General features: G+C 70.2%; 25 protein-coding genes and 1 riboswitch. Of the genes, 20 read left to right on the forward strand and 5 right to left on the reverse strand.

Annotation, left to right across the window (positions count from 1 at the left end; all coding sequences use genetic code 11):
* Positions 1 to 5: 5 nt before the first annotated feature.
* A complete protein-coding gene (locus AB0I69_RS17975) occupies positions 6 to 1121 on the forward strand; it encodes a glycoside hydrolase family 6 protein (protein WP_363096662.1) in 1116 nt (371 codons plus the stop codon).
* On the opposite strand, the gene AB0I69_RS17980 is transcribed toward AB0I69_RS17975, so the two are convergent.
* Complete coding sequence (locus AB0I69_RS17980; protein WP_363096585.1) at positions 1103 to 2518, reverse strand: solute carrier family 23 protein; 1416 nt, start codon at positions 2516 to 2518, stop codon at positions 1103 to 1105. The genes AB0I69_RS17975 and AB0I69_RS17980 overlap by 19 nt on opposite strands.
* 122 nt (positions 2519 to 2640) lie before the next feature.
* On the opposite strand from AB0I69_RS17980, the gene AB0I69_RS17985 reads away from it, so the two are divergent.
* On the forward strand, positions 2641 to 3918 hold the full coding sequence (locus AB0I69_RS17985) for an alginate lyase family protein (RefSeq protein ID WP_363096586.1): 1278 nt from the start codon (positions 2641 to 2643) through the stop codon (positions 3916 to 3918).
* Positions 3919 to 3965: 47 nt separating this feature from the next.
* Here the strand turns inward: AB0I69_RS17985 and AB0I69_RS17990 are convergent, their stop codons facing one another.
* Complete coding sequence (locus tag AB0I69_RS17990) at positions 3966 to 5177, reverse strand: MFS transporter (RefSeq protein WP_363096587.1); 1212 nt, start codon at positions 5175 to 5177, stop codon at positions 3966 to 3968.
* Positions 5178 to 5337: 160 nt separating this feature from the next.
* On the opposite strand from AB0I69_RS17990, the gene AB0I69_RS17995 reads away from it, so the two are divergent.
* The 10 genes from AB0I69_RS17995 (at position 5338) to AB0I69_RS18040 (ending at position 14342) form a co-directional block, all read left to right on the forward strand.
* A complete protein-coding gene (locus AB0I69_RS17995; protein WP_363096588.1) occupies positions 5338 to 6531 on the forward strand; it encodes an ROK family transcriptional regulator in 1194 nt (397 codons plus the stop codon).
* A gap of 206 nt (positions 6532 to 6737) precedes the next feature.
* Positions 6738 to 6868: riboswitch (FMN riboswitch) on the forward strand.
* A 149-nt stretch (positions 6869 to 7017) separates the two neighbouring features.
* Positions 7018 to 7620 (forward strand): riboflavin synthase, encoded by a 603-nt coding sequence (locus AB0I69_RS18000; RefSeq protein WP_363096589.1) that lies wholly within the window; start codon positions 7018 to 7020, stop codon positions 7618 to 7620.
* Positions 7617 to 8261, forward strand: coding sequence for a nicotinamide mononucleotide transporter family protein (locus tag AB0I69_RS18005; protein ID WP_363096590.1), 645 nt, complete (start codon positions 7617 to 7619; stop codon positions 8259 to 8261). The genes AB0I69_RS18000 and AB0I69_RS18005 overlap by 4 nt, the downstream gene beginning before the upstream one ends.
* A complete protein-coding gene (locus AB0I69_RS18010) occupies positions 8258 to 9547 on the forward strand; it encodes a bifunctional 3,4-dihydroxy-2-butanone-4-phosphate synthase/GTP cyclohydrolase II (RefSeq protein ID WP_363096591.1) in 1290 nt (429 codons plus the stop codon). The genes AB0I69_RS18005 and AB0I69_RS18010 overlap by 4 nt, the downstream gene beginning before the upstream one ends.
* A 33-nt stretch (positions 9548 to 9580) precedes the next feature.
* Positions 9581 to 10066 carry a 6,7-dimethyl-8-ribityllumazine synthase gene (ribH, locus tag AB0I69_RS18015; RefSeq protein WP_363096592.1) on the forward strand — a complete coding sequence of 162 codons (486 nt, stop codon included), beginning with the start codon at positions 9581 to 9583 and terminating at the stop codon, positions 10064 to 10066.
* A 34-nt stretch (positions 10067 to 10100) separates the two neighbouring features.
* The gene (locus AB0I69_RS18020) at positions 10101 to 10373 is read left to right on the forward strand and encodes a phosphoribosyl-ATP diphosphatase (protein ID WP_018534786.1); all 273 of its coding nucleotides are present in this window, start codon (positions 10101 to 10103) and stop codon (positions 10371 to 10373) included.
* 60 nt (positions 10374 to 10433) lie between these two features.
* Positions 10434 to 11282, forward strand: coding sequence for an ATP phosphoribosyltransferase (gene hisG / locus AB0I69_RS18025; protein ID WP_363096593.1), 849 nt, complete (start codon positions 10434 to 10436; stop codon positions 11280 to 11282).
* Between the two features lie 38 nt (positions 11283 to 11320).
* On the forward strand, positions 11321 to 11764 hold the full coding sequence (locus tag AB0I69_RS18030) for a PH domain-containing protein (protein ID WP_363096594.1): 444 nt from the start codon (positions 11321 to 11323) through the stop codon (positions 11762 to 11764).
* Positions 11765 to 11940: 176 nt separating this feature from the next.
* Entirely contained in the window at positions 11941 to 13275 is a 1335-nt protein-coding gene (locus AB0I69_RS18035) for a hemolysin family protein (RefSeq protein ID WP_363096595.1), read from the forward strand.
* Entirely contained in the window at positions 13272 to 14342 is a 1071-nt protein-coding gene (locus tag AB0I69_RS18040; RefSeq protein WP_363096596.1) for a hemolysin family protein, read from the forward strand. Before AB0I69_RS18035 ends, AB0I69_RS18040 begins: the two co-directional genes overlap by 4 nt.
* Positions 14343 to 14503: 161 nt before the next feature.
* Here AB0I69_RS18040 and AB0I69_RS18045 read toward each other — a convergent pair whose 3' ends face one another.
* Both AB0I69_RS18045 and AB0I69_RS18050 read right to left on the reverse strand, forming a co-directional pair.
* The gene (locus AB0I69_RS18045; RefSeq protein WP_363096597.1) at positions 14504 to 16363 is read right to left on the reverse strand and encodes an AAA family ATPase; all 1860 of its coding nucleotides are present in this window, start codon (positions 16361 to 16363) and stop codon (positions 14504 to 14506) included.
* Between the two features lie 433 nt (positions 16364 to 16796).
* Positions 16797 to 17417 carry a hypothetical protein gene (locus AB0I69_RS18050; protein WP_363096598.1) on the reverse strand — a complete coding sequence of 207 codons (621 nt, stop codon included), beginning with the start codon at positions 17415 to 17417 and terminating at the stop codon, positions 16797 to 16799.
* Between the two features lie 217 nt (positions 17418 to 17634).
* Between AB0I69_RS18050 and AB0I69_RS18055 the strand changes: the two genes are divergently transcribed.
* The 7 genes from AB0I69_RS18055 (at position 17635) to AB0I69_RS18085 (ending at position 24239) form a co-directional block, all read left to right on the forward strand.
* Positions 17635 to 19002: a peptidase C39 family protein gene (locus tag AB0I69_RS18055; RefSeq protein WP_363096599.1), complete on the forward strand. Its 1368-nt coding sequence runs from the start codon at positions 17635 to 17637 to the stop codon at positions 19000 to 19002.
* Positions 19003 to 19134: 132 nt separating this feature from the next.
* Entirely contained in the window at positions 19135 to 19281 is a 147-nt protein-coding gene (locus AB0I69_RS18060) for an SCO1431 family membrane protein (protein WP_106971847.1), read from the forward strand.
* Between the two features lie 65 nt (positions 19282 to 19346).
* Positions 19347 to 20006, forward strand: a complete 660-nt coding sequence (locus AB0I69_RS18065; protein WP_363096600.1) for a TetR/AcrR family transcriptional regulator — start codon at positions 19347 to 19349, stop codon at positions 20004 to 20006.
* Positions 20007 to 20235: 229 nt separating this feature from the next.
* Positions 20236 to 21417 (forward strand): acyl-CoA dehydrogenase, encoded by a 1182-nt coding sequence (locus AB0I69_RS18070; protein WP_363096663.1) that lies wholly within the window; start codon positions 20236 to 20238, stop codon positions 21415 to 21417.
* A gap of 36 nt (positions 21418 to 21453) precedes the next feature.
* Positions 21454 to 21696 carry a hypothetical protein gene (locus AB0I69_RS18075; protein ID WP_363096601.1) on the forward strand — a complete coding sequence of 81 codons (243 nt, stop codon included), beginning with the start codon at positions 21454 to 21456 and terminating at the stop codon, positions 21694 to 21696.
* A gap of 299 nt (positions 21697 to 21995) precedes the next feature.
* Entirely contained in the window at positions 21996 to 23096 is a 1101-nt protein-coding gene (locus tag AB0I69_RS18080) for a hypothetical protein (protein WP_363096602.1), read from the forward strand.
* A gap of 48 nt (positions 23097 to 23144) precedes the next feature.
* The gene (locus AB0I69_RS18085; RefSeq protein ID WP_363096603.1) at positions 23145 to 24239 is read left to right on the forward strand and encodes a phosphotransferase family protein; all 1095 of its coding nucleotides are present in this window, start codon (positions 23145 to 23147) and stop codon (positions 24237 to 24239) included.
* 10 nt (positions 24240 to 24249) lie between these two features.
* On the opposite strand, the gene AB0I69_RS18090 is transcribed toward AB0I69_RS18085, so the two are convergent.
* Positions 24250 to 24684 carry a hypothetical protein gene (locus AB0I69_RS18090; protein WP_363096604.1) on the reverse strand — a complete coding sequence of 145 codons (435 nt, stop codon included), beginning with the start codon at positions 24682 to 24684 and terminating at the stop codon, positions 24250 to 24252.
* Positions 24685 to 24954: 270 nt separating this feature from the next.
* Here AB0I69_RS18090 and AB0I69_RS18095 point away from each other — a divergent pair, with 270 nt between their 5' ends.
* Positions 24955 to 25395 (forward strand): Lrp/AsnC family transcriptional regulator, encoded by a 441-nt coding sequence (locus tag AB0I69_RS18095; RefSeq protein ID WP_043683290.1) that lies wholly within the window; start codon positions 24955 to 24957, stop codon positions 25393 to 25395.
* The last annotated feature ends 8 nt before the right edge of the window (positions 25396 to 25403 follow it).

Raw genomic sequence — 25403 nt, forward strand, 5'->3', positions numbered from 1 at the left:
GCGTGCTGGTCGTCGCCGCGTCGGTCGTGGTCGCGGTCGGCACCGTGACCGGGATGATCAAAGCGCTGGACGACGGGCGCGGTGCGAACGCGTCGAGGCCGGACGCCACCGGGGCGACACTGCTGGTGCCGCTGCCTGACGTACCGTCAACAGCCGCCTCCGCAAAGGCGAGTTCCTCCGCGTCCGCTTCCGCCAAGACGAAGAAGACCGCCTCGCTCTCTCCCACGAAAACCGGCAAGAAGCAGCCGGCCGCCGTCTTCCCTAGCCTCTACCGCCACCCCGACTCCCAGGTCCTCGACTGGGTCCGCACCCACCCCGACGACCCCCGCACCGAGGTCATAGAGTCCCGGATCGCCGACCGGCCGGCGGCGGTGTGGTTCGCGGACTTCACGCCGTCGACGATCACCTCCCGGGTCCGCGCGGTGACTTCGGGCGCCGCCGTGCAGGGCCGGGTGCCGGTCGTCGTGCCGTACGCGATCCCGGAGCGGGACTGCGGCGGGGCCTCCGAGGGCGGGGCGTCGGACTTCACCGCGTACGACGGCTGGATCGACAACTTCGCGGCCGGGCTGGGTTCCGGGGAGGTCGTCGTCATCCTCGAACCCGACTCCATAGCCCAGGCCGACTGCCTCTCCGACGCCCAACGCGCCGACCGCTTCGCGGCGTTGGCCCGCGCGGGCCGCGTCCTGAAGGCCGCCGACCCGAAGGCCCGCGTGTACTACGACGCGGGCCACTCCGACTGGAACCCGGCCGCACAACAGGCGGCCCTGCTCAGGCAGGCGGGCGCGGCCTCCACCGCCTCCTCGGACGGGATCTTCAGCAACGTCTCGAATTTCCACGCCACTTCGGCCGAGATCGCCTACGACCGTCAGGTCCTCGATGCCCTCGGCGGCCCCGCGGGCCTCGGCGCGGTCATCGACACCAGCCGCAACGGCAACGGCGCCCCGGCCGACGGCCAGTGGTGCGACCCGGCGGGCCGGAAGATCGGCCGGGCGCCGACTCTCAACACCGGGGAGGCACGGATCGACGGCTACTTGTGGGTCAAGTTGCCGGGGGAGTCGGACGGTTGCAAGGGTGCGGCCGGCACCTTCACGGCGTCGTACGCCTACGACTTGGCGCGCTGACCAGGCTGATCAGTGTCGGCCTCGCCCGGAGAGTCGTACGACGACGTCCCCTCGTCCAGCAGCGGTTGGTCCGTCTTGAGGTGGGCGGGCGCGAGGAGGCGCAGGGCGTGGTAGCCGGTGATGACGACGAGCGTGCCGAGTGCGATGCCGCTGAGCGTGAAGTTGTCGGTGAACTTGATCGTGACGCCACCGACTCCGATGATGATGCCCGCCGCGGCCGGTACCAGATTCAGCGGATTGCGCAGGTCCACACCGGAGTTGAGCCAGATCTGCGCGCCGAGCAGCCCGATCATGCCGTAGAGGATGACGGTGATCCCGCCGAGCACCCCGCCCGGGATCGCGGCCACGATCGCGCCGAACTTGGGGCAGAGACCGAAGAGGAGCGCGAAGCCGGCGGCGGCCCAGTAGGCGGCGGTGGAGTAGACGCGGGTCGCGGCCATCACGCCGATGTTCTCGGAGTAGGTGGTGTTGGGCGGGCCGCCGACGGCGGTCGACAGCATCGACGCGACGCCGTCCGCCGAGATCGCGGTGCCCAGTTTGTCGTCCAGCGAGTCGCCGGTCATCTCGCCGACTGCCTTGACGTGCCCAGCGTTTTCGGCGACCAGCGCGATCACCACCGGCAGCGCGACCAGGATCGCCGACCACTGGAAGGACGGTCCGTGGAAGGACGGCAGCCCGACCCAGTCGGCCTTGCCGACGCCGGAGAGGTTCAGCCTCCAGTGGTCGGTGACCTCGCCGCTCGCGCTCATCGAGTGGATCCGGCCGAAGATCCGGTCGAACGCCCAGGAGATGCCGTAGCCGAAGACCAGGCCCAGGAAGATCGCGACGCGTGAGAAGAAACCACGCAGACAGACGACGGCCAGACCGGTGAACGCCATGACCAGCAGGGCCGTCCACTGGTCCTGCGGCCAGTACGTCGCGGCGGTGACCGGCGCGAGGTTGAAGCCGATCAGCATCACCACCGCGCCGGTCACGATCGGCGGCATCGCGGCATGGATGATCCGCGCCCCGAACCGCTGCACGGCGACACCCACCAGGAACAGCACGACCCCGACGACGAACACCGCACCGGTCACCGTCGCGCTCGTCCCGCCCTGTGCGCGGATCACCGCGGCCACGCCCACGAAGGAGAGGGAACAGCCCAGGTAGCTGGGCACCCGGCCCCGCGTCGCGAGCAGGAAGATCACGGTCGCGACGCCGGACATCATGATCGCGAGGTTGGGGTCGAGGCCCATCAGGACGGGCGCCACGAAGGACGCCCCGAACATCGCCACCACGTGCTGGGCGCCGAGCCCGAACGTGCGCGGCCAGGAGAGCCGTTCGTCGGGGCGGACGACCGCTCCGGGCGCGGGTGTCCGCCCGTCACCGTGCAGCTTCCAGCGCACGCCGAGGTCCATGGTGGGGTTCGCTTTCTCTGTACGTGAAGTCGGTCCGGACCATTGTCATGGCTACCTGGTGGTTCTACGCTCGCACGGTTCCACTCATGAACTGCGTTCACATGCATGATCGGAGTTGATCGGTGAGTGCAAAGTCGAGTGCCAGATCCCGGCTGGGCATCCTTCTCGCCGCCGTGGCCACGCTCACGGCTGTCGTCGTCCCCTCGGCCGCCGCACACGCGGCGCCGGCCGTCCCCAGGACCGCCGTCCTCGACGGCACCCGCCTCCAGCAGACCAAGCTCCGCCTGGACCGCGGTGACCCCCAACTGCGCCGCTCGCTCAAGCAGTTGACGACCCGCGCCGACAACTGGCTGACCCAGGGCCCCTGGACGGTCGTCGACAAGCCGAAGCCCGCACCCGGCGGCGACGTTCACGACTACCTGAGCCAGGCCCCGTACTGGTGGCCCACGACCACCCCGACCGCGGACAACCCCTGGGGCTGCCCGTACGTCCAGCGCGACGGACAGCGCAACCCCGAGGTCGACACGGGAACCGACCGCCAGGACGTGGAGAAGGTCTTCGACTCGACGTACGACCTCGCGCTCGCCTGGTACTACACCGGCGACAAGCGCTACGCCCAGAAGGCCGACCAGGTCCTGCGCACCTGGTTCCTCGACCCGGCCACGAAGATGAACCCCAACCTCGACCACGCCCAGTTCATCCCGTGCAAGTACGACGGCCGCGCCATCGGCATCATCGACTTCTCCCAGTCGTACACCAGCGTCGTCGACGCCCTCGCGATCCTCGGCACCGGCGCCCCCGGCTGGACGAAGAACGACCGTACGGCGATGGCCAGTTGGAACTCCGACTTCCTCGGCTGGCTGAAGAACAGCGCCTTCGGCAAGGAGGAGGGCGCCGCCGCCAACAACCACGGCACCTTCTACGACATGCAGTTGGCCGCCCTCGCCTACGCGACCGGCGACAAGGCGCTGGCCAGGCGCACGGTCCTGGACGCGCGCGTCAAGCGCATCGACCCGCAGATCGCGGGCGACGGGAGCCAGCCGCAGGAGCTTGCGCGTACGCGGAGTTGGCACTACTCGACCTTCGACCTGGTCGCGTACACCCGGCTCGCGGCCATCGGCCGACACGTCGGCGTGAACCTGTGGACGTATCAAGGCCCGGACGGACAGGGCCTGTTGAAGGCGGTGGACTATCTGCTGCCGGCCGCGACCGGGGCCGCCGCGTGGTCGCATCCGGAGCTGGAGTTCCACCGGTACGCGGCGAGCGACGTCGTCCACGCGGCGGCCGACGCGGGCGATGCACAGGCGAAGGCCGCCGTACCGAAGCTGGAGGCGCCACCCGGTGGTGACCTCTGGGCGCTGCGTCCGGCGGCCGAGCAGTTGGACTCGATAGCCGGCTGACGAGGAGGTGAGGGCGGGCTGACCCGGTCCGCCCCGCCGTGACGGGTTCAGGGCCGCGGGTCGGGCACTGCCGCGCTCGGGGAGTTGACCTTCGGGCGGTCCCGGTCCCCGGCGCGCAGCACGCCCGCGAACACCACGAGCCCACCCGCCAACGCCGTGACCAGGCAGAACGACACGATCAGGCTCGTCGCCTGCGCCACCCCGCCGATCAGGCTCGGTGCGACAAGACCCGAGGTGTAGGTGATCGTCGCGACGCCCGCGATGGCCTGGCTCGGATTGGGCCCGCTGCGGCCCGCCGCCGCGAAGCAGAGCGGGACGACCACGGCGATGCCCAGCCCGAGCAGCGCGAAGCCGCCCATCGTCAGTACCGGGTTCTCCGCGAGGACGATCAGCAGCCCGCCGAACACGGCCAGGACCCCGCCCGCACGGACCGTACGCACCGACCCGAACCGGTTCACGACCGCGTCGCCCACCAGCCGGGCCACCGCCATCGTCAGCATGAAGCCGGTCGTCGAGGCCGCCGCGAGACCGGCCGACGTGCCCAACTGGTCCTTCAGGAACACCGCCGACCAGTCGAGGCTCGCCCCCTCCGCGAACACCGCGCAGAAGCCCACCGCGCCGATGAGCAGTGCGGACTTCGGCGGCAGCGTGAACCGGGGTGGTGCTTCCTCCTCCACGCCCGGAGGGACGTCGAGCACCCAGTGGCAGGCGGTCACGCCGAGCACGGTGAGGATCACGGCCGCGATGGCGTGGTGCACCCGCGCGTCCGAACCGAGGTGCGCGGCGAGCGTGCCCCCCGCCGAACCGATCAGGGCGCCCGCGCTCCACATGCCGTGCAGCCCCGACATGATCGACTTGTCGAGCAGGCGCTCGATCTCGACGCCGAGCGCGTTCATGGCGACGTCGGCCATGCCCGCGCTCGCGCCGTACGTGAACATCGCCAGGCACAGGGTGACCAGGTTCGGCGCGAGCGACGGCAGGACCAGGGACATCGTCCACATGGCGATCAGCCCGCGCAGTGCCGTGCGGCTGCCGAAGCGGTGGGTGATCCAACCGGCCAGCGGCATGGAGCAGGAGGCGCCGAACGCCCCGAAGGCGAGGGCGAATCCGAGCCAGCCCGTGGCGACGTGCGCATGGTCCTGGATCCACGGCACCCTGGTCGCGAACGAGCCGGTCACCGCGCCGTGCACGGTGAAGACGGCCGCCACGGCGTACCGGGCGCGCTTCACCTCGTGTCGGTCGTAGACCACTTCGCTCATTGTCGGCCCCTCCTGCTGTTCAAGTCCCCGCCGCCGCTCAAGTCCCTGCTCGCGTGTTCTCGGCCCCGCTCGCGCCGCGTAAACTATCAGGAACCCTGCCTGATAGATAGCGAATTACCGGCCGCCCGCCGCACCCCCTCGATCTGGGAGGATTCCCGGCATGCCCGCATCCCCGAGCACCGCCCGGGCCATCAACGACCGGCTCGCCCTGCGACTCCTGCAGCAGGAAGGCCCGCTGACGGCAGGGCAGTTGAAGCAGCTCACCGGACTGTCCCGGCCGACCGTCGCCGACCTCGTCGAACGCCTCACGGCCTCCGGGCTGATCGAGATGGTCGGTGAATCCGGGGAGCAACGGCGCGGCCCGAACGCCCGCTTGTACGGCCTCGTCGCCGACCGCGCCCACCTGGCCGCGCTGGACGTCCGCCTGGAGGGCGTCTCCGTACTCGTCTCCGACCTGGTGGGCCGGGTACTGGCCGAGGCATCCGTGCCGATCGACAGCGAGTCGGGCACCGGCCCCGCGGTCGAACAGGCCGTCGCGCTGGTGGAACGCGCCGCGAAGGAGGCGGGCGCGGAGCGCCTCCACACCGTCGGCGTCGGCGCCCCCGGCCTCATCGACCCGACGACCGGCGAACTCCGCAACACCACCGGCCTGCCCGCCTGGCACCGCCGCCTGGTCGCCGCCCTCCACGAACGCCTCCCCGGCACCCGCCTCGTCGTCGAGAACGAGACCAACCTCGCGGCCCTGGCAGAACAGCGCGACGGCGCGGCCCGCGACCGGGACACGTTCGTCCTGTTCTGGCTGGGCATGGGGATCGGCGCGGCGGTGGTCCTGGACGGGGCGTTGCGCAGGGGCGCGTCCGGGGGCGCGGGCGAGCTCGGCTTTCTTCCGGTGCCGGGTACGAGGGGCCTCCCTTCGGCGACGGACTGCGAAGGGGGTTTCCACTCGCTGGCCGGGGCGGGCGCGGTGCTTGAACTGGCCCGGGAGTGCGGGGTGTTGGGCGTCGGAAGCGCGGATGACGGGGCCGGTGCCGCGGAGGTGGTGCGGTGGGCGGTCGCGGAGGTGGGCGGCATCCCCGGCAGCACTTCCGCGGCCCGCTTCCTGGACGCCCTCGCCGACCGCCTCGCCCTCGGTGTCGCGGCCGTCGTCGCGCTGCTGGACCCCGGTTGTGTGGTCCTCGGCGGCGAGGTCGGGCAGGCCGGCGGCGACGAACTGGCCGTACGGGTCGCCGAGCGGATCGTCCGCATGTCCCCGTTGCCCGCAGAGGTGCGCCCGAGCGTCCTCGGCGGCGCCGCGGTCCTGCGTGGCGCGCTGCTGACCGCGCAGGACGGCGCGCAGGACGAACTGTTCGGCTGAGTGGCCCGGCGGTGGGCAAGGGCCGTCGTCACCACCGCCGGACCGGTCCAGGGGTGTCCCCTCCGGAGATCCAAAAAGGACTAGACCATATGATCCAGCAGGTGAGGGCCGGTTGAGAAGTCCAGCGGCACTGTCTGTGAGCCAGCCCACACCACTCACCTGGATGGACCCTTGCCGGGCGTGGCACACTTGCCGTGTACCAGAAGCAGCGCACTCCGGGGTCGGTGAAAGTCCGAACCGGCGGTTACAGTCCGCGACCCGTCCGCTTCCAGCGGCCGGTTGACCAGGTGAAATTCCTGGACCGACGGTTAAAGTCCGGATGGGAGGCAGTGCGCGGCGGGCGGGCATTCGTGCGCGCCGCCGTATCGGCTCGTCCTGTGTGGACGGGTTCTGTCCGGCGTCGTCCTCGGTGTTCCCGTTCGTTTCATTCTGTCGTCTTCGACAGGCCCCGGAGTCCGTGCCCTATGAGGCAGGAGGACCCGGGAAGTGTTCACCGGAATCGTCGAAGAGCTGGGTGAGGTCACCGCCGTCGAGAATCTCGACGACGCCTCCCGCTTTCGTCTGCGCGGCCCCATCGTCACCGAGGGTGCGAAGCACGGCGACTCCATCGCCGTGAACGGCGTCTGTCTCACCGTCGTCGAGCACGAGGGTGACGAGTTCACCGCCGACGTCATGGCCGAGACCCTGAACCGCTCCAGCCTCGGCGTCCTCGCCGTCGGCTCCCGCGTCAACCTCGAACGCCCCATGGCCCTCGGCGCCCGCCTCGGCGGACACATCGTGCAGGGCCATGTCGACGGCACCGGCGCGGTGTTGGAGCGCAAGCCGTCCGAGAACTGGGAGATCGTCAAGATCTCGCTCCCGGCCGATCTCACGCGCTACGTCGTCGAGAAGGGCTCCATCACCGTCGACGGCATCAGCCTCACCGTCGTCGACGCGGGCCCCGACTTCTTCACCGTCAGCCTCATCCCCACCACCCTCGACCTGACCACGCTCGGCCTCAAGCAGCCCGGCGACCCGGTCAACCTTGAGGTCGACGTCATCGCCAAGTACGTGGAGCGGCTGATGGGTTCACGCGAGGTGACCCCGTGAACTGGCTCAACTCCGAGGCCTTCGTCCTGTTCGGCCAGCACATCAAGTGGTCGGACATGATCGGCAACGTCATCGGACTGATAGGCCTGGCGTTCGGCTGGCGGCGCTCCATCTGGAGCTGGCCCACCCAGTTCGTCTCCGGCGTGATCCTCTTCGCCGCCTTCGCCACCGCCCACCTCTCCGGCAGCGCCGGCAAGCAGATCGTCGTCATGGTCGTCGCGGTCTACGGCTGGTGGCAGTGGAACCGCGGCAAGGGCGGCTCCGCCGACGGCCACATCACCCCCCGCTTCGCCACCTGGCGCGAGCGCGCGATCCTGGCCGGCTCCGCCGCCGTAGGCACGGTCGCGGTAGCCGCCCTCTTCAAGGCGTACCCCTCGCTCTCCTGGGACCCGTGGCCCGACGCCTACATCTTCGTCGGCACCGTCGTCGCGATGTACGCCCAGGCCCGCGGCATGGTCGAGTTCTGGTTCGCCTGGCTCCTCGTCGACCTCGTCGGCGTCCCCCTCAACTTCGCCAACGGCTTCGCGTTCTCCGGCTTCGTCTACGTCATCTACGGCGCGCTCGTCCTGTGGGGCATGCGCGACTGGTGGCTGCGCTCCCGCCAGACCCCGCAGCCCGTCCTGGAAGGAGCGCCGGCATGACAGCGGCACCGATCCTGTACAGCACCGACGGTTTCGAGGACTTCTCCCTCGACCCGGTCGAGCAGGCCATCGCGGACATAGCGGCAGGCCGCCCCGTCGTGGTCGTCGACGACGAGGACCGCGAGAACGAGGGCGACCTCGTCATCGCCGCCGAGAAGGCCACCCCCGAGATCATCGCCTTCATGATGAGCGAGTGCCGCGGCCTGATCTGCGCCCCCATGGAGGGCGACGAGCTGGACCGGCTCCGGCTCCCGCAGATGGTCGAGGACAACACCGAGTCGATGAAAACCGCGTTCACAGTCTCCGTGGACGCCTCGCCCGTTCACGGTGTGACCACGGGTATCTCGGCCTCCGACCGCGCGACCACGCTTCAGGTCCTCGCGAGCGGCGACGCCGAGCCCGACGACCTGGTCCGCCCCGGCCACATCTTCCCGCTGCGCGCCCGGTCCGGCGGCGTGCTGGTCCGCAACGGCCACACCGAGGCCGCCGTCGACCTCGCCCGCCTCGCGGGCCTGCGCCCGGCCGGTGCGATCGTCGAGATCGCGGGCGAGGACGGCCGTATGCTCCGCCTCCCCGAACTGATCCCGTTCGCCCGCAAGCACGGCCTGACGATCATCTCCATCGAGGACCTGATCACCTACCGCCAGGCCGCCGAGCCCACCGTCCGCCGCGAGGCCGAGGTCCAACTCCCCACCCGCCACGGCCAGTTCACGGCCTACGGCTACCGCTCCACCGTAGACGGAGTGGAGCACGTGGCCCTCGTCCACGGCGAGATCGGCGACGGCGAGGACGTCCTGGTCCGCGTCCACTCCGAGTGCCTCACCGGCGACGTCTTCCACTCCCTGCGCTGCGACTGCGGCCCCCAGCTGGAGGCCTCCCTGGAGCGCATCCAGGAGGAGGGCAGGGGAGTGGTCGTCTACCTGCGCGGTCACGAGGGACGCGGCATCGGCCTGCTCTCCAAGCTCCGGGCGTACGAACTCCAGGAGCGCGGCCGGGACACCCTCGACGCCAACCTGGAACTCGGCCTGCCCGCCGACGCCCGGGACTACGGCGCCGGCGCGCAGATCCTGGAGGACCTCGGCGTCCGCAGCCTGCGCCTGATGACCAACAACCCCGACAAGACCGACGCGCTCGTCCGGCACGGCCTCAAGGTCACCGGCCGGGAGCCGATGCCCGTACAGGCGGGCGAGCACAACCTCCGCTACCTGCGCACCAAGCGGGACCGGATGGGGCACGACCTGCCCTGGCTGGACACGGCCCCCGTGTCCACCTGCGGCAACCAGTAATCGAGCGATCGCACTTCTAGGAGACCAGAGAACGTGAGCGGCAAGGGCGCACCGGAACTGTCCGTACGCAACGTCGGAGACCTGCGGGTCGCCGTCATCGCGGCGCAGTGGCACGAAAAGGTGATGGACGGTCTGGTGGACGGCGCGCTGCGCGCCCTGCACGACCTGGGGATCGACGAGCCGACCCTGCTCAGGGTCCCCGGCAGCTGGGAACTCCCGGTCGTGGCAAAGGTGTTGGCGGGCCGGGGCTACGACGCGATCGTCGCCCTCGGTGTCGTCGTCCGCGGCGGCACCCCCCACTTCGAGTACGTGTGCCAGGGCGTGACCCAGGGCCTCACCCAGGTCTCGGTCGAGACCGGCGTCCCCGTCGGCATGGGCGTCCTGACCTGCGACACCGAGGAGCAGGCCCTCGACCGGGCAGGCCTGGAGGGCTCGAACGAGGACAAGGGGCACGAGGCGGTGACGGCTGCCGTCGCGACGGCGGCCATCCTCCGCTCAGTATCTGAACCGTGGCGTTAAGCCCACGATTGTTTGCAATAGGGTGGGCAGCACCATGTCCAATAAGACGTTCGAGGAGCTCTTCACCGAGCTCCAGCAGAAGGCCGCCACCGGCGACCCCGCCACTTCCCGCACCGCAGAGCTGGTCGGCAAGGGCGTCCATGCCATCGGCAAGAAGGTCGTCGAAGAGGCCGCCGAGGTCTGGATGGCCGCCGAGTACGAGGGCAAGGAGGCGGCTGCCGAGGAGATCTCGCAGCTGCTCTACCACGTCCAGGTGATGATGGTCGCCCGCGGAATCTCGCTGGACGACGTCTACGCCCACCTGTAGAACCCCTTAAGAACCATTCCAGACAGTTCACCCCCTTTTCTCGCGAAGGAAGCCGACCTCATGCTGCGCATCGCCGTCCCCAACAAGGGTTCCCTGTCAGGACCTGCGGCGGACATGCTGCATGAGGCCGGCTACCAGCAGCGCCGGGAGTCCAAGGAACTGCGGATCGTCGACCCGGTCAACGAGGTCGAGTTCTTCTACCTCCGCCCCCGCGACATCGCGATCTACGTCTCCTCCGGCCGCCTCGACATCGGCATCACAGGCCGCGACCTCCTCATCGACTCCGCCGCGAGCGCCGAGGAGATCCTCCCGCTCGGCTTCGCCCGCTCCACGTTCCGCTTCGCCTCCAAGCCGGGCGAGGCGAGCAGCATGGAGGACCTCAAGGGCAAGACGGTCGCCACCTCGTACGAGGGAATCGTCGCCAAACACCTCGCCGACAGCGGCATCGACGCCGCCGTGGTCCACCTGGACGGCGCCGTGGAGACCGCCATCGAGCTGGGCGTCGCCGAAGTCATCGCGGACGTCGTCGAGACCGGCACCTCGCTCCGCAACGCGGGCCTGGAGGTCTTCGGCGACCCCATCATGAAGTCCGAGGCCGTCGTCATCCGCCGCAAGGGCGCCGACGTCGAGGAACCGAAGGTCCAGCAGTTCCTGCGCCGCCTCCAGGGCGTCCTGGTCGCCCGGACCTACGTGATGATGGACTACGACTGCCGGGTCGAGCAGCTGGAGAAGGCCGTCGCGCTCACCCCCGGCCTGGAGTCCCCGACCGTCTCCCCGCTGCACAACGAGGGCTGGGTCGCCGTACGCGCGATGGTCCCCGCCAAGGAAGCGCAGCGGATCATGGACGACCTGTACGACATCGGCGCCCGGGCCATCCTGACGACGGCCATCCACGCCTGCCGTCTCTGAGGAACACGCCGAGGAACATACCGAGGACCACGCCGACCATGTCCGAACTCCCCGCCCTGCCGGTCACGTTCCGGCCGGGCCGCACCCGCGCCGTGCTGCTCACCGCGGGCACCGCGATCTTCGTCGTCATCACGACCGTCGCGATGCTCCTGGAGCAGCTCACCCCGGGGGAGAAGCTCAGCTTCGTCTTCACCGGTGCCCTCCTCTTCGCCGTGCTGGCCGTGCTCGCGCGCGTGAAGGTCGTCGCCGACGAGTCCGGTGTGACCGTCGTGAACATCGTCAGCAGGCGCCGGCTGGCGTGGGCCGAGATCCTCCAGGTGAATCTGCGGCCCGGCGATCCTTGGGTGTTCATCGACCTGAGCGACGGCACCAGCCTGCCCGTGCTCGGCATCCAGCCCGGTATCGCCAAGGAGCGGGCCATCGCCGACGCGCGCACTCTGCGGGCGCTCGCCGAGGACAGGTCGCTGAGGGATCTGCCGTAGAGGGCCATGTCTTGATTAATCTGTTGTCGGTGGCGTTTTTCGTTCCCGCCTCCGCCACCGATGTTCCCCCCTGTCTTCAGAGGCACCCTGCGACCCGAGGAGTGACTCCCTCCAGCGATGGACGGATCGTCCTGTAGTACCTGCGCCGCCCCCTCCCGACATATCGAGGCGGCGGCATGACCATCCCCTTGTTGCTCCTCGGAGCGGCGATCCTGCTGATTCTGGCCAACGGCTTCTTCGTCGCGGCCGAATTCGGGCTCGTCACCGTGGAGCGTCCCGAGGCCGAGAAGGCCGCCGCCGAGGGCGACCGACGGGCCGCCACGGTCGTCGAGTCGCTCAAGGAGCTGTCCTTCCAGCTCTCCGGCACCCAGCTCGGCATCACCATCACCTCCCTGGTCGTCGGCATGCTCGCCGAACCGGCCCTGGCGGAACTGCTGCACGGCCCGTTCAGCGCGATCGGCATCCCCGAGGGCGCCGTGTCCGGTGTCGCCGTGGTCGTCGGCATGCTGCTGGCCTCCGCCGTGCAGATGGTGATCGGCGAACTCGTGCCCAAGAACTGGGCGGTGTCGCGGCCCTTGCAGGTCGCGCGCTTCGTCGCCGCACCGCAGCACGCCTTCGCGAAGCTGTTCCGCCCGGTGATCGCCGCGCTCAACGCGGTCGCCAACCGGCTCGTCCGCGCCCTGGGCGTCGAGCCCACCGCGGAGCTGGCCTCCGCCCGCACCCCCGGCGAACTCGTCTCCCTCGCCCGGCACTCGGCACAGGCCGGCACCCTGGAGCAGGACACCGCCGACCTCTTCGTACGGACGCTGTCGCTCGGCGAGTTGACCGCGCAGCACGTCATGACCCCGCGCGTGAAGGTCAGCGCGCTGCAGTCGTCGGCGACCGCCGAGGACGTGGTCAACCTGACCCGCGCCACCGGTCTGTCCCGCTTCCCCGTCTACCGGGAGAAGATCGACGAGATCGTCGGCATGGTCCACCTCAAGGACGCGCTGGCAGTGCCTTCGCACGACCGGCTGCGCACCTCCGTCACCAGCATCGCCAAGTCCCCGGTACTGGTCCCCGAGACCCTGCCCGTCCAGCCCCTCCTCGCCCGGCTGCGCAGCGAACAGCCGATCGCCGTCGTCGTCGACGAGTACGGCGGTACGGCGGGCGTGGTCACCCTGGAGGACATCGTCGAGGAACTCGTCGGCGAGGTCCGCGACGAGCACGACGGCCAGGACGTCCCCGAACTCGCCGCGGCACCACCGGAGGACGGCAAGCCGGCCTGGGACGCCGACGGCAGCTGCCGCGTCGACATCCTCCAACGCATAGGTCTGGACGTCCCCGAGGGACCGTACGAGACCGTCGCCGGCCTGGTCGCCGACCTCCTCGGCCGCATCCCGGCCCCCGGCGACAAGGCCGAACTCCCGGGCTGGCGCCTCTCGGTACGCCAGGTGGGCCACTACCGCGCCGAACGCGTCCGCCTGGTCCGCACGACTCCCGCCGTGAACGTCATGGAGGCGGCCCGATGACCGTCCTCCAACTCCTCTTCGCCGTCCTGCTGGTGCTCGCCAACGGCTTCTTCGTCGGCGCCGAGTTCGCCCTCGTCTCCGTCCGCCGCAGCCAGATCGAACCCCTCGGCACGGCCCGCGCCCGACAGGTCCTCTACGGCCTGGAGCGGCTCCCGCAGATGATGGCGGCGGCCCAATTCGGCATCACCGTCTGCTCGTTGACGCTGGGCGCGGTGGCCGAGCCGACGGTCGCGCACGTGCTGGAGCCGGTCTTCGAGTGGATGCATCTGCCCGACGGCATGATCCACCCTCTCGGCTACATCCTCGCGCTCGCCGCCGTGGTCTTCTTCCACCTCGTCATCGGCGAGATGGTCCCGAAGAACCTCGCGATGGCCGCGCCGGAGAAGGCCGCGATGTGGCTCAGCCCCGGCCTGGTCGCCTTCGCACGGGTCTGCAAGCCGATCACCATCGCCCTCGGTGCCGTCGCCCAGGGCATCCTGCGGCTCTTCCACGTCGAGCCCAAGGACGAGGTCGAGGCCGTCTTCACCAGCGAACAGCTCAACCGCCTGGTGGAGGACTCGGGACAGGCCGGCCTCCTCGACCCCGAGGAGCAGGAACGCCTGGAGGACGCCCTGGAGTTGGGCTCCCGCCCGGTCACGGACGTGCTCCTGCGCCGCGAGGACCTGGTCACGGTCAGCCCGTCGGTCACCCCGGGCGAGATCGTCGCCCTCACGGCCCGCACCGGCTACTCCCGCTTCCCTGTCGCGGCGGAGACAGGCGCTTTCATGGGCTACCTCCACGTGAAGGACGTACTCGACCTGGAGGAGTCCGAGCGGGCGGTACCGCAGCAGATCTGGCGCCCCATGACGACGCTACGATCCGAACTCCCCCTGGACGACGCCCTGACGGTGATGCGCCGAGCGGCGACCCACCTGGCCCAGGTCGCCGACGCGTCCGGCAAGGTGCTGGGCCTGGTCGCCCTGGAGGACGTACTGGAGCTGCTGGTGGGCGAGGTGACGGACCCGGCCCACCGCGAGGTCCCGGCACAGCCGCGGACGGCGGAGCTGAAGGAAACGGTACCGAGCTGACGGCTTTGAAGCAGGCGGGGCTTGGCTGAGGCCTAAAGCCGGCGGCGCCTGACAGACGCAGGTTCCCCGTGCCCACCCAAGGGGCGCGGGGAACTGCGCGACCAGCTCCCACCGGGCCGCAGCCGCGCAACAACAGATCCCCCCGAGCCAGTGCGTACCGCTCAGCCCCCGGCAGGACCCCGCCCCGACAACACCTCGCCGTACGCCTGCATCAGATCCGGCAACCGCAACGTCGACAGGTCATCCCGAGACAACATCCCGGGATACACCGACAACCGCAGATCCCGATACGCACAGCTCTTCTCGTACAGCGTCCGCAGGAACCGCCCGTTCCCCAGCTCGTCGATCCACCCCTGGTCGACAACATGCCCGGCGATCGACCGCAGCTCGTCCAACGCCTCCTCGTCCCACACGTCACCGTTCTCGGCAGCCAACACCTCGCCGATGGACGTGAGTTCAAGCGGACGGTACGAAGGAAAGTCGACGCGAGTCGTGAAGCGGGACGACAGCCCGGGGTTGGCGGCCAGCAGCCGGTCCATGCCCTCCGGGTAGCCGGCCAGGATCACCACGAGGTGGTCGCGGTTGTCCTCGGCCCGCTTCAACAGCACCTGCAGGGCCTCGTCGCCGTACGCATCCCCCTTGCCGTAACCGGAGTTGGAGAGCGAATAGGCCTCGTCGACGAAGAGCACCCCACCGATCGCCGAGTCGATCAACTCGTTGGCCTTCACAGCCGTTTGGCCCAGATACTCACCGACCAGGTCGGCCCGCTGCGCCTCGACGAGGTGGTCCCCGCCGAGCAGCCCGAGGGCGTAGAAGACCCGCCCGAGAATGCGCGCCACGGTGGTCTTGCCGGTACCCGAGGGCCCCGAGAAGACGAAGTGCCGTTTCGGCGGCTGGACCGGCAGCCCCTGCCCGGCCCGCAGCCGCGCCATGTTCAACTGTGCCGACAGCGCCTTGACTTGGCGCTTGACCGGCTCCAACCCCACCATGCGCTCCAGCTCGTTGAGCGCCTCCTCCAGCAGGACGGGATCGGTGGGCCCCGTGGGCAGCGGCAGCACCGGATTCGAGGTCTTCTCCCGCACCGAGTCGCCCGCGGAGGGCAGCGGCCCGGTCGGCGGAAGACCGGGCTCCGACAGCTTCAGATCGCGCCCCTCCGTGCCGAACAGCGGATCGAGCCCGTCGGGCCCCTCCAGCGCGTCCTGCCCGCCGGAGAGCCTGATCGCCGCGAGGTCGGTCACGTCCTCGGAGCCGTCGTACCCGTCGGAGTCGGTGATCGCGGCGAGCCGCGCCGAGGTGTCCATGAACGCGGGGTCGACCCGGTGCACCGCCCGGTAGAGGGGGAGTGCGGCGGCACTGCGCCCGGTGCCCTCGTGGGCCCGCGCCAGCCAGTACCGCAGCTCCTTGCGCTGGGGCTGTTCGCTGCGACAGCGCATCAGCGCCGAGGACAGCAGTGGTTCCGCCTGGCCGTACATCTCCAGCCGCACCCGGGCCATCCCGCCGAACAACCCCGCCTCGATGCCCAGGAGTTGGTCGTTGATCAGCGGGTCCGTGTGCCGGACCAACTGCTCCCAGTCCTTGACCAGATAGGCGCGGCAGGCGTGCAGGAAGCGGACCTGGTGGTCGGTGTCGACGGGCGGCAGTCCAGCCAACGCCCGGTCCAGCTCCGGCACATGGCGGCCGTCCAGCCAGTGCGAGGCGTGCGCGAGCAGCAGATCACGCGGGCTCTCCAGCACGGGCTGGACCCACCAGCCCAGCCAGTACCAGGAGTTGAGCGTGCGGCGGTGCCTGGTGCGCTGTTCCCCGAAGCGTTCCCGGTGCCGGTACATCCGCAGCAGCGCGGTCGTCGTGTCGACGCGCAGCGCGTGCAGTCCGAGCCAGCCGTCGGCCATCCCCGGATCCATCCGTACCGCGGTGCGGAACTCCTCCTCCGCCTGCGGATAAGCGCCCATCGTGTAGGCGTCCACGCCTCGCAGCCACGCGAGGTCGGCCGGGGCCTCGGGGCCCTGCGTGCCGAAGTCCATCACGTCCCCCCACAAACCGTGCCCCCGTTGATTCACCGCCGGGCCGGCGCCCGTCGGCAGTCTGGGTCGAACCGCTGTGCCGTGGACGGGAGTTGCCGTGGTGCGCGAAGCAGCCGTCCGATGGTCGCACCCTGGGCATCGTACCTGCGGGGCAGTCGCCCATCGAAGGGTGCCGCACAGGCCGTTTGGCGAGGTGGGAGCAGATGGGGCGCACACGGGCCGGTGACCGAGGGTGAGCAAATCACCGCTCGTAGCGGCCGAAAAGGTGGGCTGGAGCAGAACGAAGCCCCCGATCACGGGGGAACAACCGGGGGCTTCGCGACTCTGGGCGGCTCCGAACGGCCGCACATTCAGAACGTAAGACCTGTACGGCCCCTGGGTCAAGCCGAGTTGAGGCACTCAAGGAAGTTCACGAGTGAGGGTCTTCACAAGTTCAGCACACTGCGGGCGGTTCGTCACCGTGGGTGACTTCGTGGTCCGGTCCAACCGTCCCGGAAGGTCCCGGGAGCACCTCGTACCCCTTCACCAACTGCCGTACCAGGAGGTCCGCGTACGGTCGTGAAGGGTCCTCGGCGAAGTGTTCGCGCTCGGCCTCGACCCACCCGTCCCAGAAGTCCCGCTGCTCCGCCCCGTCCCGCAGTCGACCCCTGTCCCAGGACTCCTCCCGGGGCGTCTCCATCCACAGCAGCCGCGCGAGGAACGGGCGTACCGCACGGCGGCCTGCGCCGACGCCCTCGATCAGGACCACGGGCGCGGGCGGCAGCGCGCGAGGTGTCCCGAAGTGCCGGGTGTGCCAGTCGTAGGGGGCGTAGTGCGCGGTCCCGCCGTGGCCGAGCGGTGTGATCACCTGGCTCAGCAGCCGCTCGGTCCAGCCGAACAGTTCGTGGTGACTGGCGAGATCGTCCAGGTGCAGCACCGGCGCTCCGCCCAGCGCCGCGGCCAGCTGCCCGGCGAACGTGGACTTCCCGGACCCCGCGTGCCCGTCGACGCCGACGAGCCGGACCGGGCCGCAGGACGGGGGCAGACGGCGGAGTCGGCGGGCGAGGTCGTGCATGTCTTGTCCCGGGAGGTCGTGGAGGTGAAGCCGCAGGTCGCCGGGACATTCTAGGGAGCGGCGGGCCCCGTCCCAGGTCATGCCAGTGGTCGATACCAATATTGGTGGGCGTGGCATGGCCCGAAGTGCTGGCAGGGGCATGCCGTCTGTGTCCATAGTTGGCGCACAGCCGTCCAATGGATCTGTCCCGAACCGGACACCTGGGGGTCCTCCGCTCATGAGCAGAGCCGAACAGCCGTCCCGTAGAACCGTCCTGGCCGCCGCGGTCGCCGCCGCGGTGGTGAGCGGCGCGGGCCCCGCGGTCGCCGCCACCGCGACCGCCGCCGACGCCACCGAATCCGACCAGGCCCCGACGGGCGCGGTCGACAACCACGTCTGGACCACCTACGCCGACTGGCGCTGCGGCACCGCCCTGGGCACCCGCGCCGTCGCGGGCCCCCGCCCGGGCCTCGCCATCGCCGCCGCCCTAGGCAGCGTCGACTACACGGACCCGCACACGGGCAAGACCGCCGCCTGGGAGTACGCGACCTGGACGTCGCCCGTCCACGAGCTCTCGGTCCCCGCGACGGAGACGATCGCCTCCTGGAACGCGCACACCCCGGCCGGCACCTGGCTCCAGGTCGAACTGCGCGGCACGTACTCCGACGGCACGGACACGCCCTGGTACGTGATGGGCCGCTGGGCGGCCGGCGACCAGGACATCAAGCGGACCTCCGTCGACGACCAGACGGACGGCAAGTCCACCATCTGGACGGACACCTTCGCGATCGACGACGCGACCACGGGGCTGCGCCTGGCGTCGTACCGACTCCGCCTGACCCTCTACCGCAAGCCCGGCACCAAGCTCACCCCCACTGTGTGGCGGCTCGGCGCGATGGGCTCCGACGTCCCGGACCGCTTCACGGTCCCGGCATCGACTCCCGGTCTGGCCCAGGAGCTGATCGTCCCGCGCTACTCGCAGGAGATCCACGTCGGCCAGTATCCCGAGTACGACAACGGCGGCGAGGCCTGGTGCAGCCCCACCTCCTCGCAGATGATCATCGAGTACTGGGGCGGCCGGCTCACCCCCGAGCAACTCGCCTGGGTCGACCCGACCTACGCCGACCCGCAGGTCGACAACGCGGCCCGCTTCACCTATGACTACCAGTACCGGGGCTGCGGCAACTGGCCGTTCAACGTCGCCTACGCGGCGACGTACCAGGACCTCCAGGGCGTGGTCACCCGGCTCGGCTCGCTCACCGACCTGGAGACGCTGATCGCGGCGGGCATCCCGGCCATAACGTCCCAGTCGTTCCTGAGCAGCGAGCTGACCGGCGCGGGATACGGCACCTCCGGCCACCTCATGACCGTGATCGGCTTCACCGCCGACGGCGACGTGATCGCCAACGACCCCAACTCGCCCAGTGATCCGGCCGTCCGCCGCGTCTACAACCGGCGCGAGTGGGAGAACATCTGGCTGCGCACCAAGCGGTACAACGCCTCCGGCAAGCTCTCCTCCGGTACCGGCGGCGTCTGCTACCTCTACTTCCCGGCGCACCCGACCGCCCGCCAGCGCAAGGCACTCGCGGCGGTGGGCGTGCGCTGACCCGCGGCTCGGTGGCACAGGCGCCTGTGACCCAGGCGCCTGTGACCAAGGTCTCCGGCGCAGAAGACGATATGGATGGCAAGGTGGACAGAACGGGGGAGTCCACCGCACATCCGACCTCTGCGAGCCACCATGACCGCACACTCAGCCAGCGCCGCCCGCACCCGTACCCGCACCGGCGGCCCCAAGGGCGACGGTCCGAAGATCGCCGAACACGTCATGGGCTGGACCCTCGTCGTGGTGATCGCGATGCTCGTGACCCAAATCGGCCTGCTGTGACCTGACGCATACGCGACCTGCCATACTGCGGTTGACCCAGCCCAGTTGGAGAGCCAGAGTCGAAATTGGAAATCAGTCAGCAGCGTGACGTCCCACGTCCCCGGGCGCGCGGTACCGAGCGTTCCTTGGCGCGCCGCGCCGAACTCATCACCATCGGCCGGAAGTTGTTCGCCGACACGTCCTACGACGCGCTGTCCATGGACGACATCGCGCGGCAGGCCCATGTCGCCAAGGGGCTGATCTACTACTACTTCCAGTCCAAGCGCGGCTACTACCTGGCGATCATCAACGACTCGGTGGCCGACCTGGTGACCTTCGCGGCGAGCGGCCTCGAACTGCCCCAACTGGACCGCGTACAGCGGACGATGGACAGCTACCTGCGCTGGGCCGAGCACAACCAGGCCGCGTACCGCACCATCGTCAGCGGCGGCGTCGGCTTCGACACCGAGGTGCACGCCATCCGTGACGGGGTGCGCGCGGCGATCGTCGCGACCATCGCCGACGGGGCGTACGGCCGCACCGACATCTCCCGGATCGCCCGCATGGGCCTGTTCGGCTGGGTGTGCAGCGTCGAGGGCGCGACCCTGGAGTGGATCAGCACCTCCGACCTCTCCCGCGAGACGATGCGCGAAATCCTCGTGAAGACCCTCGGCGGCACCCTGCGCGCCATCGAGGAACTGGACCCCGCGCACCCGGCGCCCAAGCCTGCCCGCCGGGACGGCTGAACCAGCGGTCCGGACCAGTTTCGAACGATCGGGTTATTCTTGAAGTAAGCGGTCGTTAACTGGTGACGAGAGACCTCCGATCGGGCATACTCACAGCGCAGAGCCGCTGGTCAGCCGCTTCCGAGACCCGGAAGTAGGAGCAGTGGCCGCATCCGTGCGGTACCCGGCACGTCGCCTCGACCCCAGGCGTACGCCCGCCGATGTGCCCGACAGGGAGGAGAGCGTCGCCATGCCCGACCGCGCCCCGCAGCCGGTGGACCGGCAACTGCCCACGGACGAGGCCCGGGATCTGATCTCGCTGGCCCGCGACATCGCGCAGCGTGAGATCGCCCCGAGGGCGGCCGAGGAAGAGGACGCCGGACACTTCCCGCGCGAGGTCTTCACCCTGCTCTCCCGGTCGGGACTGCTCGGCCTGCCGTACGACTCCGAGTACGGCGGCGGCGACCAGCCGTACGAGGTCTACCTCCAGGTCCTAGAAGAGCTCGCGGCGGCCCGCCTCACGGTCGGCCTCGGCGTCAGCGTCCACTCCCTCTCCTGCCACGCGCTGGCCAACTACGGCACCAAGCAGCAGCAGGTCGAGTACCTGCCCGCGATGCTCGGCGGCGGACTGCTGGGCGCCTACTGCCTGTCCGAGCCGTCCTCCGGCTCCGACGCGGCCTCCCTGCGCACGAAAGCGGTCCGCGATGGCGACGACTGGGTGATCGACGGCACCAAGGCCTGGATCACCCACGGCGGCATCGCCGACTTCTACACGGTCATGGCCCGCACCGGCGAGGACGGCCCGCGCGGGATCAGCGCCTTCCTGGTGCCCGGTGACGCGCCCGGCCTGAGCGGCGCGGTGCCGGAGAAGAAGATGGGCATGAAGGGCTCGCCCACCGCCCAGGTGCACTTCGACGGCGTCCGGGTCCCCGACGAGCGGCGCCTCGGCGAAGAGGGCCAGGGCTTCGCGATCGCCCTGTCCGCACTGGACTCCGGGCGGCTCGGCATCGCGGCCTGCGCGATCGGCCTGGCCCAGTCCGCGCTCGACGAGGCGGTGGCCTACGCGACCGGCCGACAGCAGTTCGGACGCCCGATCTCCGACTTCCAGGGCCTGCGCTTCATGCTCGCCGACATGGCCACCCAGATCGAGGCGGGCCGCGCCCTCTACCTCGCGGCGGCCCGGCTGCGCGACGCGGGCCGCCCGTTCGCCAAACAGGCCGCCATGGCCAAACTCCACTGCACCGACACCGCGATGAAGGCGACCATCGACGCCGTCCAGGTGCTCGGCGGATACGGCTACACCGCGGACTTCCCGGTCGAGCGCTACATGCGCGAGGCGAAGGTCCTGCAGATCGTCGAGGGCACGAACCAGATCCAACGCATGGTCATCGCCCGCCACCTGGCGGGTCCCGAAGCCCACCGAACCGGCTGACGCCCGGGGTCTGTCCGGAGTCATCGGGCCGCCGACGTGGCGCCCAACTCCCGCGCCCCGGCCACGCCCCTCTTCGGCCTGCTCGGCCCAGTGGCCATCGACGCGGGGGAGCGTGGCAGGCGGGTACGGTCCGAGTGGCCGGCTGTCGGCGTCCCTGCCTCGGACAGCCTCGTGCGGGAGAACCCCATGGCCGATCAGGCGCCGTCGATCCCCTCCGACCTGATCCACCGGGCAGACCTGAGCGGCGGCGCCGCCAGCCGCACCCACTCCGGGTCGTGACGCCCCGGCAGGGTGCGGCCCCGGTCGGCCCAAGTCCGCAGGAGATCACGGTAGATCGGCGGATCCTGGGGCTGCGGCGGCGCCGGGGGAACCGATTCTGCGGGTACGGGGACGAAGATCCGGCGCTGACGCCCGGTCGGCGCATATGTGGGGGTCATACCGAGGCAACGCAAGGGCATGTCGACAAGTCACCGGTGCGGGTAATCGAGCGTGAGTTCACCGGCGTACAGGTCACGGCTATGGCGACCGCACGCCACCTGACGTACCGTCACCTCCATTGTCCCCAGGGGAGGTTAGCCGTGGCAGACGACCGTCCCGTGCCCCTCGACGAGTACCCCGTGCACCAGGTCCCCCTGTCGATGAAGCACGTCGCGACCGGGGACCGGAACGCCTACGACCGCTGCATCTTCCACGTGTTCGACCACGAGGGCCGCGCCCTGCTGATCCTCGGCCTCGGCGTCTACCCCAACGTGGGCGTGATCGACGCCTACGCGACCCTCCGCACCGGAGACGTACTGCACGCGGTCCGCGCCTCGGACGCCCTCGGCGACGACCGCATGCACCTCACCGTCGGCCCGCTGAGCATCGAGGTGGCGGAACCCCTGCACCGGCTCCGCCTGCGCTGCGAGGACAACTCCCTCTCGTACGACCTCACTTGGACCGCTGAGTTCCCCGCCCTCTGGGAACCCCACCACGTCCAGTACCGCGGCGACCGGCTCACCCTCGAAGGGCGCCGCTTCGTCCAGGCGGGCGGCGTGGAGGGCGTGATCCGCGCCGGCGACGAGGAGTTCCAGGTCTCCACCGGCGGCTGGACCGGTACCCGTGACCGCAGTTGGGGTGTGCGGCCGATCCCCGGCGAGGAGGGCGGGCGGCTCGCCGAGGACCACCCGACCGAGGGCTTCCACTGGATCTGGTGCCCGGTCCGCTTCGAGGACCGCTTCCTCATGGTCATCGTCCAGGAGGACGCCGACGGCTACCGCACCCTGAACGAGGCGACCGTCGTCCACCCCGGCCACCGCGACCGCCAACTCGGCTGGCCCCAGACCGAGATCACCTACCGCCCCGGCACCCGCCACCCCGAGCGCGCCCTCATCCACCTCGGCGACGCACGCAAACCCCAGGAACTCGAAGTCGAGATCCTGACCTCCTCACCCCTGGCGATCGGCGCCGGCTACCCACCCGCCGACGACTGGCAGCACGGCACCTGGCGCGGCCGTGAGTGGCTCGACCGACGCACCTACGACCTCACACAACCCGCTCCACTCGCCACCTATGGCGTCACCGACCACGCGGCCCGCTTCCGCCTCGACGGCCGGATCGGCCACGGCATCTTCGAGCACGGCTCCTTCGGCCGTCACGACCCGAGCGGCTTCACCGGCTTCGACTCGGTCGCCCCGTAAGGCAGTCGAGGTGACATCTCGGCGGCACCGTAAGGGAGTTGAGACGACATGGCGACAGCGCCCCGCCCCCGCACCACCACCCGCGACCCCGAGGAGCTCGCCCACCGCCTCACCGCCTGGCTCGACACCCGTCTGCCCGGCGCCAAGGCCGTCCGTGTCACCGTCCCCGCGTCGAACGGCATGTCCAGCGAGACCCTGCTCTTCGACATCGAGCACCCCGAACCCCCGCTCCACGCCTGCGCGTTGAGACTCGCGGCCGACCCGGCGGCGTACACCGTCTTCCCGGTCTACGACATGCCGGGTCAGTTCCGCACCATGCGCCTGGTCGCCGACCGCACGGACGTACCGGTGCCGAAGGTCCGCTGGCTGGAGGAGGATCCGGGCCCGCTCGGCGCACCCTTCTTCGTCATGGAGCGCGTCGAGGGACGTGTACCGCCGGACGTCATGCCGTATACGTACGAGGGCAATTGGCTGCACGCCGCGACCGACGCCGAACGCGAACACCTGGAGGCCGCCTCGGTCGCACTCCTCGCCCGTCTCCACGACCAAGTCCCGCTGCCCGAGGCCGAGTTCCTCACCCTCCCGGGCGACGGCGACGCCCTGCACCGCCACGTCGCGTTCCAACGCGCCTACTACGAATGGGTGGTTGACGGGCTGGCCCGCTCACCCCTCATCGAGAGCGCCTTCGACCGGCTGACGGACCTCTGGCCGAGCGACCCGGGCGAACCGGTCCTCAACTGGGGCGACGCGCGCATCGGGAACGTCGTCTACGACGGGTTCGACCCCGTCGCCGTCCTCGACTGGGAGATGGCGGCCCCGGCCCCGCGCGAGGTGGACCTCGGCTGGACCGTCTACCTGCACCGCTTCTTCCAGGACCTCACGGTTGCCTTCGGCCAGGTGGGCCTGCCGGAGTTCTTCCGCCGGGACCGGGTGGAGGCCCGGTATGCCGAACTCACCGGCCACACCCCGCGCGACATGGACTTCTACACCCTGTACGCGGCACTCCGGCACGCGATCGTGATGCTGCGCGTCGCCTACCGCCAGGTGTACTTCGGCGAGGTGGCCGTCCCGGCGGACCCGGACACACTGATCCTGCACCACGGCAGCCTGCGGGCCATGGTGCAGGGCAGCTACTGGGGCTGAGTGGGTGCGCTCAGGCGGCGCGGCGCATGTCCGGCACCCGCATCGGGCGCGAGCTGGGTCCGCCGACGTGCGAGAAGGGCTGCGTCCGCCAGTCGAGGCCCTGAGGGAGCGTCAACAGCAGTGCGGTGTCCTGCTCCTGGGGCTCCGCGGACTCGTCGGCGGACCGGGCGTCGGCCGCCTCACGACCCGTACCGGCGCAGACCGTCAGCCCGAACGGGTTCCACGGCGAGGCGCACAGCGCGTGCTCCGGCAGGACTTCCTCGTCCGCGAGGAGCGCGATGGGCTGCACGCAGTCCGGGCAGATCACCCGGAACATCTCGAAGGTGTCGTACGCGTCGAGCTCGTCAGCCTCGAAGTCGTCGGATTCGACGCCCTCCGGCTCGGGCTCGACGACGAGCTGCGGCCGCTTGGGCGCGGTGCGTCCAGGGCGCTTAACACTCTGCATGGGTTTCTCCCCCTACTGGGCTGGGCCGTGAAGGCGCTGCGGCCTCGACCACAGCAAGCACTTCCCGCCCCGTCTCCGCGGTAATCACGAGACCATCACGGAGACCGTTCGAGGCCTGTGGCGTTCGTCACATGCCGCCCGCAGATGCCCGGGGCGGTGGTTTTGTCCCCCGGCTGACTCACAAGCCGCTCTCGGCCACATCACGAACCGGGTATGACCTGCGCCGCTGAGGTATCGGAGGAGATCAGCCGCCATGTAAGTTCTTGCGCCATGGAGGAGCTGGACCGACAAATCGTGCAGCTGCTCGTCAAGGACGGGCGGATGAGCTACACAGACCTGGGCAAGGCCACGGGCCTGTCCACGTCGGCCGTGCACCAACGGGTGCGCCGGCTGGAGCAGCGTGGCGTCATCCGCGGGTACGCCGCGGTCGTCGACCCGGAGGCGGTGGGTCTGCCCATGACCGCCTTCATCTCGGTGAAACCGTTCGACCCCAGCGCCCCCGACGACATCGCGGACCGCCTCTCCGGCGTCCCCGAGATCGAGGCCTGCCACAGCGTCGCGGGCGACGAGAACTACATCCTCAAGGTGCGGGTCTCCACCCCGCACGAACTGGAGGAGCTGCTGGCCCGGCTGCGCGGCCTGGCCGGGGTCTCGACCCGGACCACGGTGGTGCTGTCGACGCCGTACGAGGCCCGCCCGCCGCGTATCTGACCGACCTG

Source organism: Streptomyces sp. NPDC050508, assembly GCF_040655155.1.
Taxonomy (GTDB): Bacteria; Actinomycetota; Actinomycetes; order Streptomycetales; family Streptomycetaceae; genus Streptomyces.

Coding starts and splice junctions, on each gene's coding strand:
- AB0I69_RS18010 (WP_363096591.1), top strand. CDS start 8,258: ATGACAGCGGCACCGATCCTGTACAGCACCGACGGTTTCGAGGACTTC.
- AB0I69_RS17995 (WP_363096588.1), top strand. CDS start 5,338: ATGCCCGCATCCCCGAGCACCGCCCGGGCCATCAACGACCGGCTCGCC.
- hisG (WP_363096593.1), top strand. CDS start 10,434: ATGCTGCGCATCGCCGTCCCCAACAAGGGTTCCCTGTCAGGACCTGCG.
- AB0I69_RS18090 (WP_363096604.1), bottom strand. CDS start 24,684: ATGCAGAGTGTTAAGCGCCCTGGACGCACCGCGCCCAAGCGGCCGCAG.
- AB0I69_RS18085 (WP_363096603.1), top strand. CDS start 23,145: ATGGCGACAGCGCCCCGCCCCCGCACCACCACCCGCGACCCCGAGGAG.
- AB0I69_RS17990 (WP_363096587.1), bottom strand. CDS start 5,177: ATGAGCGAAGTGGTCTACGACCGACACGAGGTGAAGCGCGCCCGGTAC.
- AB0I69_RS18030 (WP_363096594.1), top strand. CDS start 11,321: ATGTCCGAACTCCCCGCCCTGCCGGTCACGTTCCGGCCGGGCCGCACC.
- AB0I69_RS18035 (WP_363096595.1), top strand. CDS start 11,941: ATGACCATCCCCTTGTTGCTCCTCGGAGCGGCGATCCTGCTGATTCTG.
- AB0I69_RS17980 (WP_363096585.1), bottom strand. CDS start 2,518: ATGGACCTCGGCGTGCGCTGGAAGCTGCACGGTGACGGGCGGACACCC.
- AB0I69_RS18040 (WP_363096596.1), top strand. CDS start 13,272: ATGACCGTCCTCCAACTCCTCTTCGCCGTCCTGCTGGTGCTCGCCAAC.
- AB0I69_RS18095 (WP_043683290.1), top strand. CDS start 24,955: ATGGAGGAGCTGGACCGACAAATCGTGCAGCTGCTCGTCAAGGACGGG.
- AB0I69_RS18070 (WP_363096663.1), top strand. CDS start 20,236: ATGCCCGACCGCGCCCCGCAGCCGGTGGACCGGCAACTGCCCACGGAC.
- AB0I69_RS18020 (WP_018534786.1), top strand. CDS start 10,101: ATGTCCAATAAGACGTTCGAGGAGCTCTTCACCGAGCTCCAGCAGAAG.
- AB0I69_RS18055 (WP_363096599.1), top strand. CDS start 17,635: ATGAGCAGAGCCGAACAGCCGTCCCGTAGAACCGTCCTGGCCGCCGCG.
- AB0I69_RS18045 (WP_363096597.1), bottom strand. CDS start 16,363: ATGGACTTCGGCACGCAGGGCCCCGAGGCCCCGGCCGACCTCGCGTGG.
- AB0I69_RS18050 (WP_363096598.1), bottom strand. CDS start 17,417: ATGCACGACCTCGCCCGCCGACTCCGCCGTCTGCCCCCGTCCTGCGGC.
- AB0I69_RS18060 (WP_106971847.1), top strand. CDS start 19,135: ATGACCGCACACTCAGCCAGCGCCGCCCGCACCCGTACCCGCACCGGC.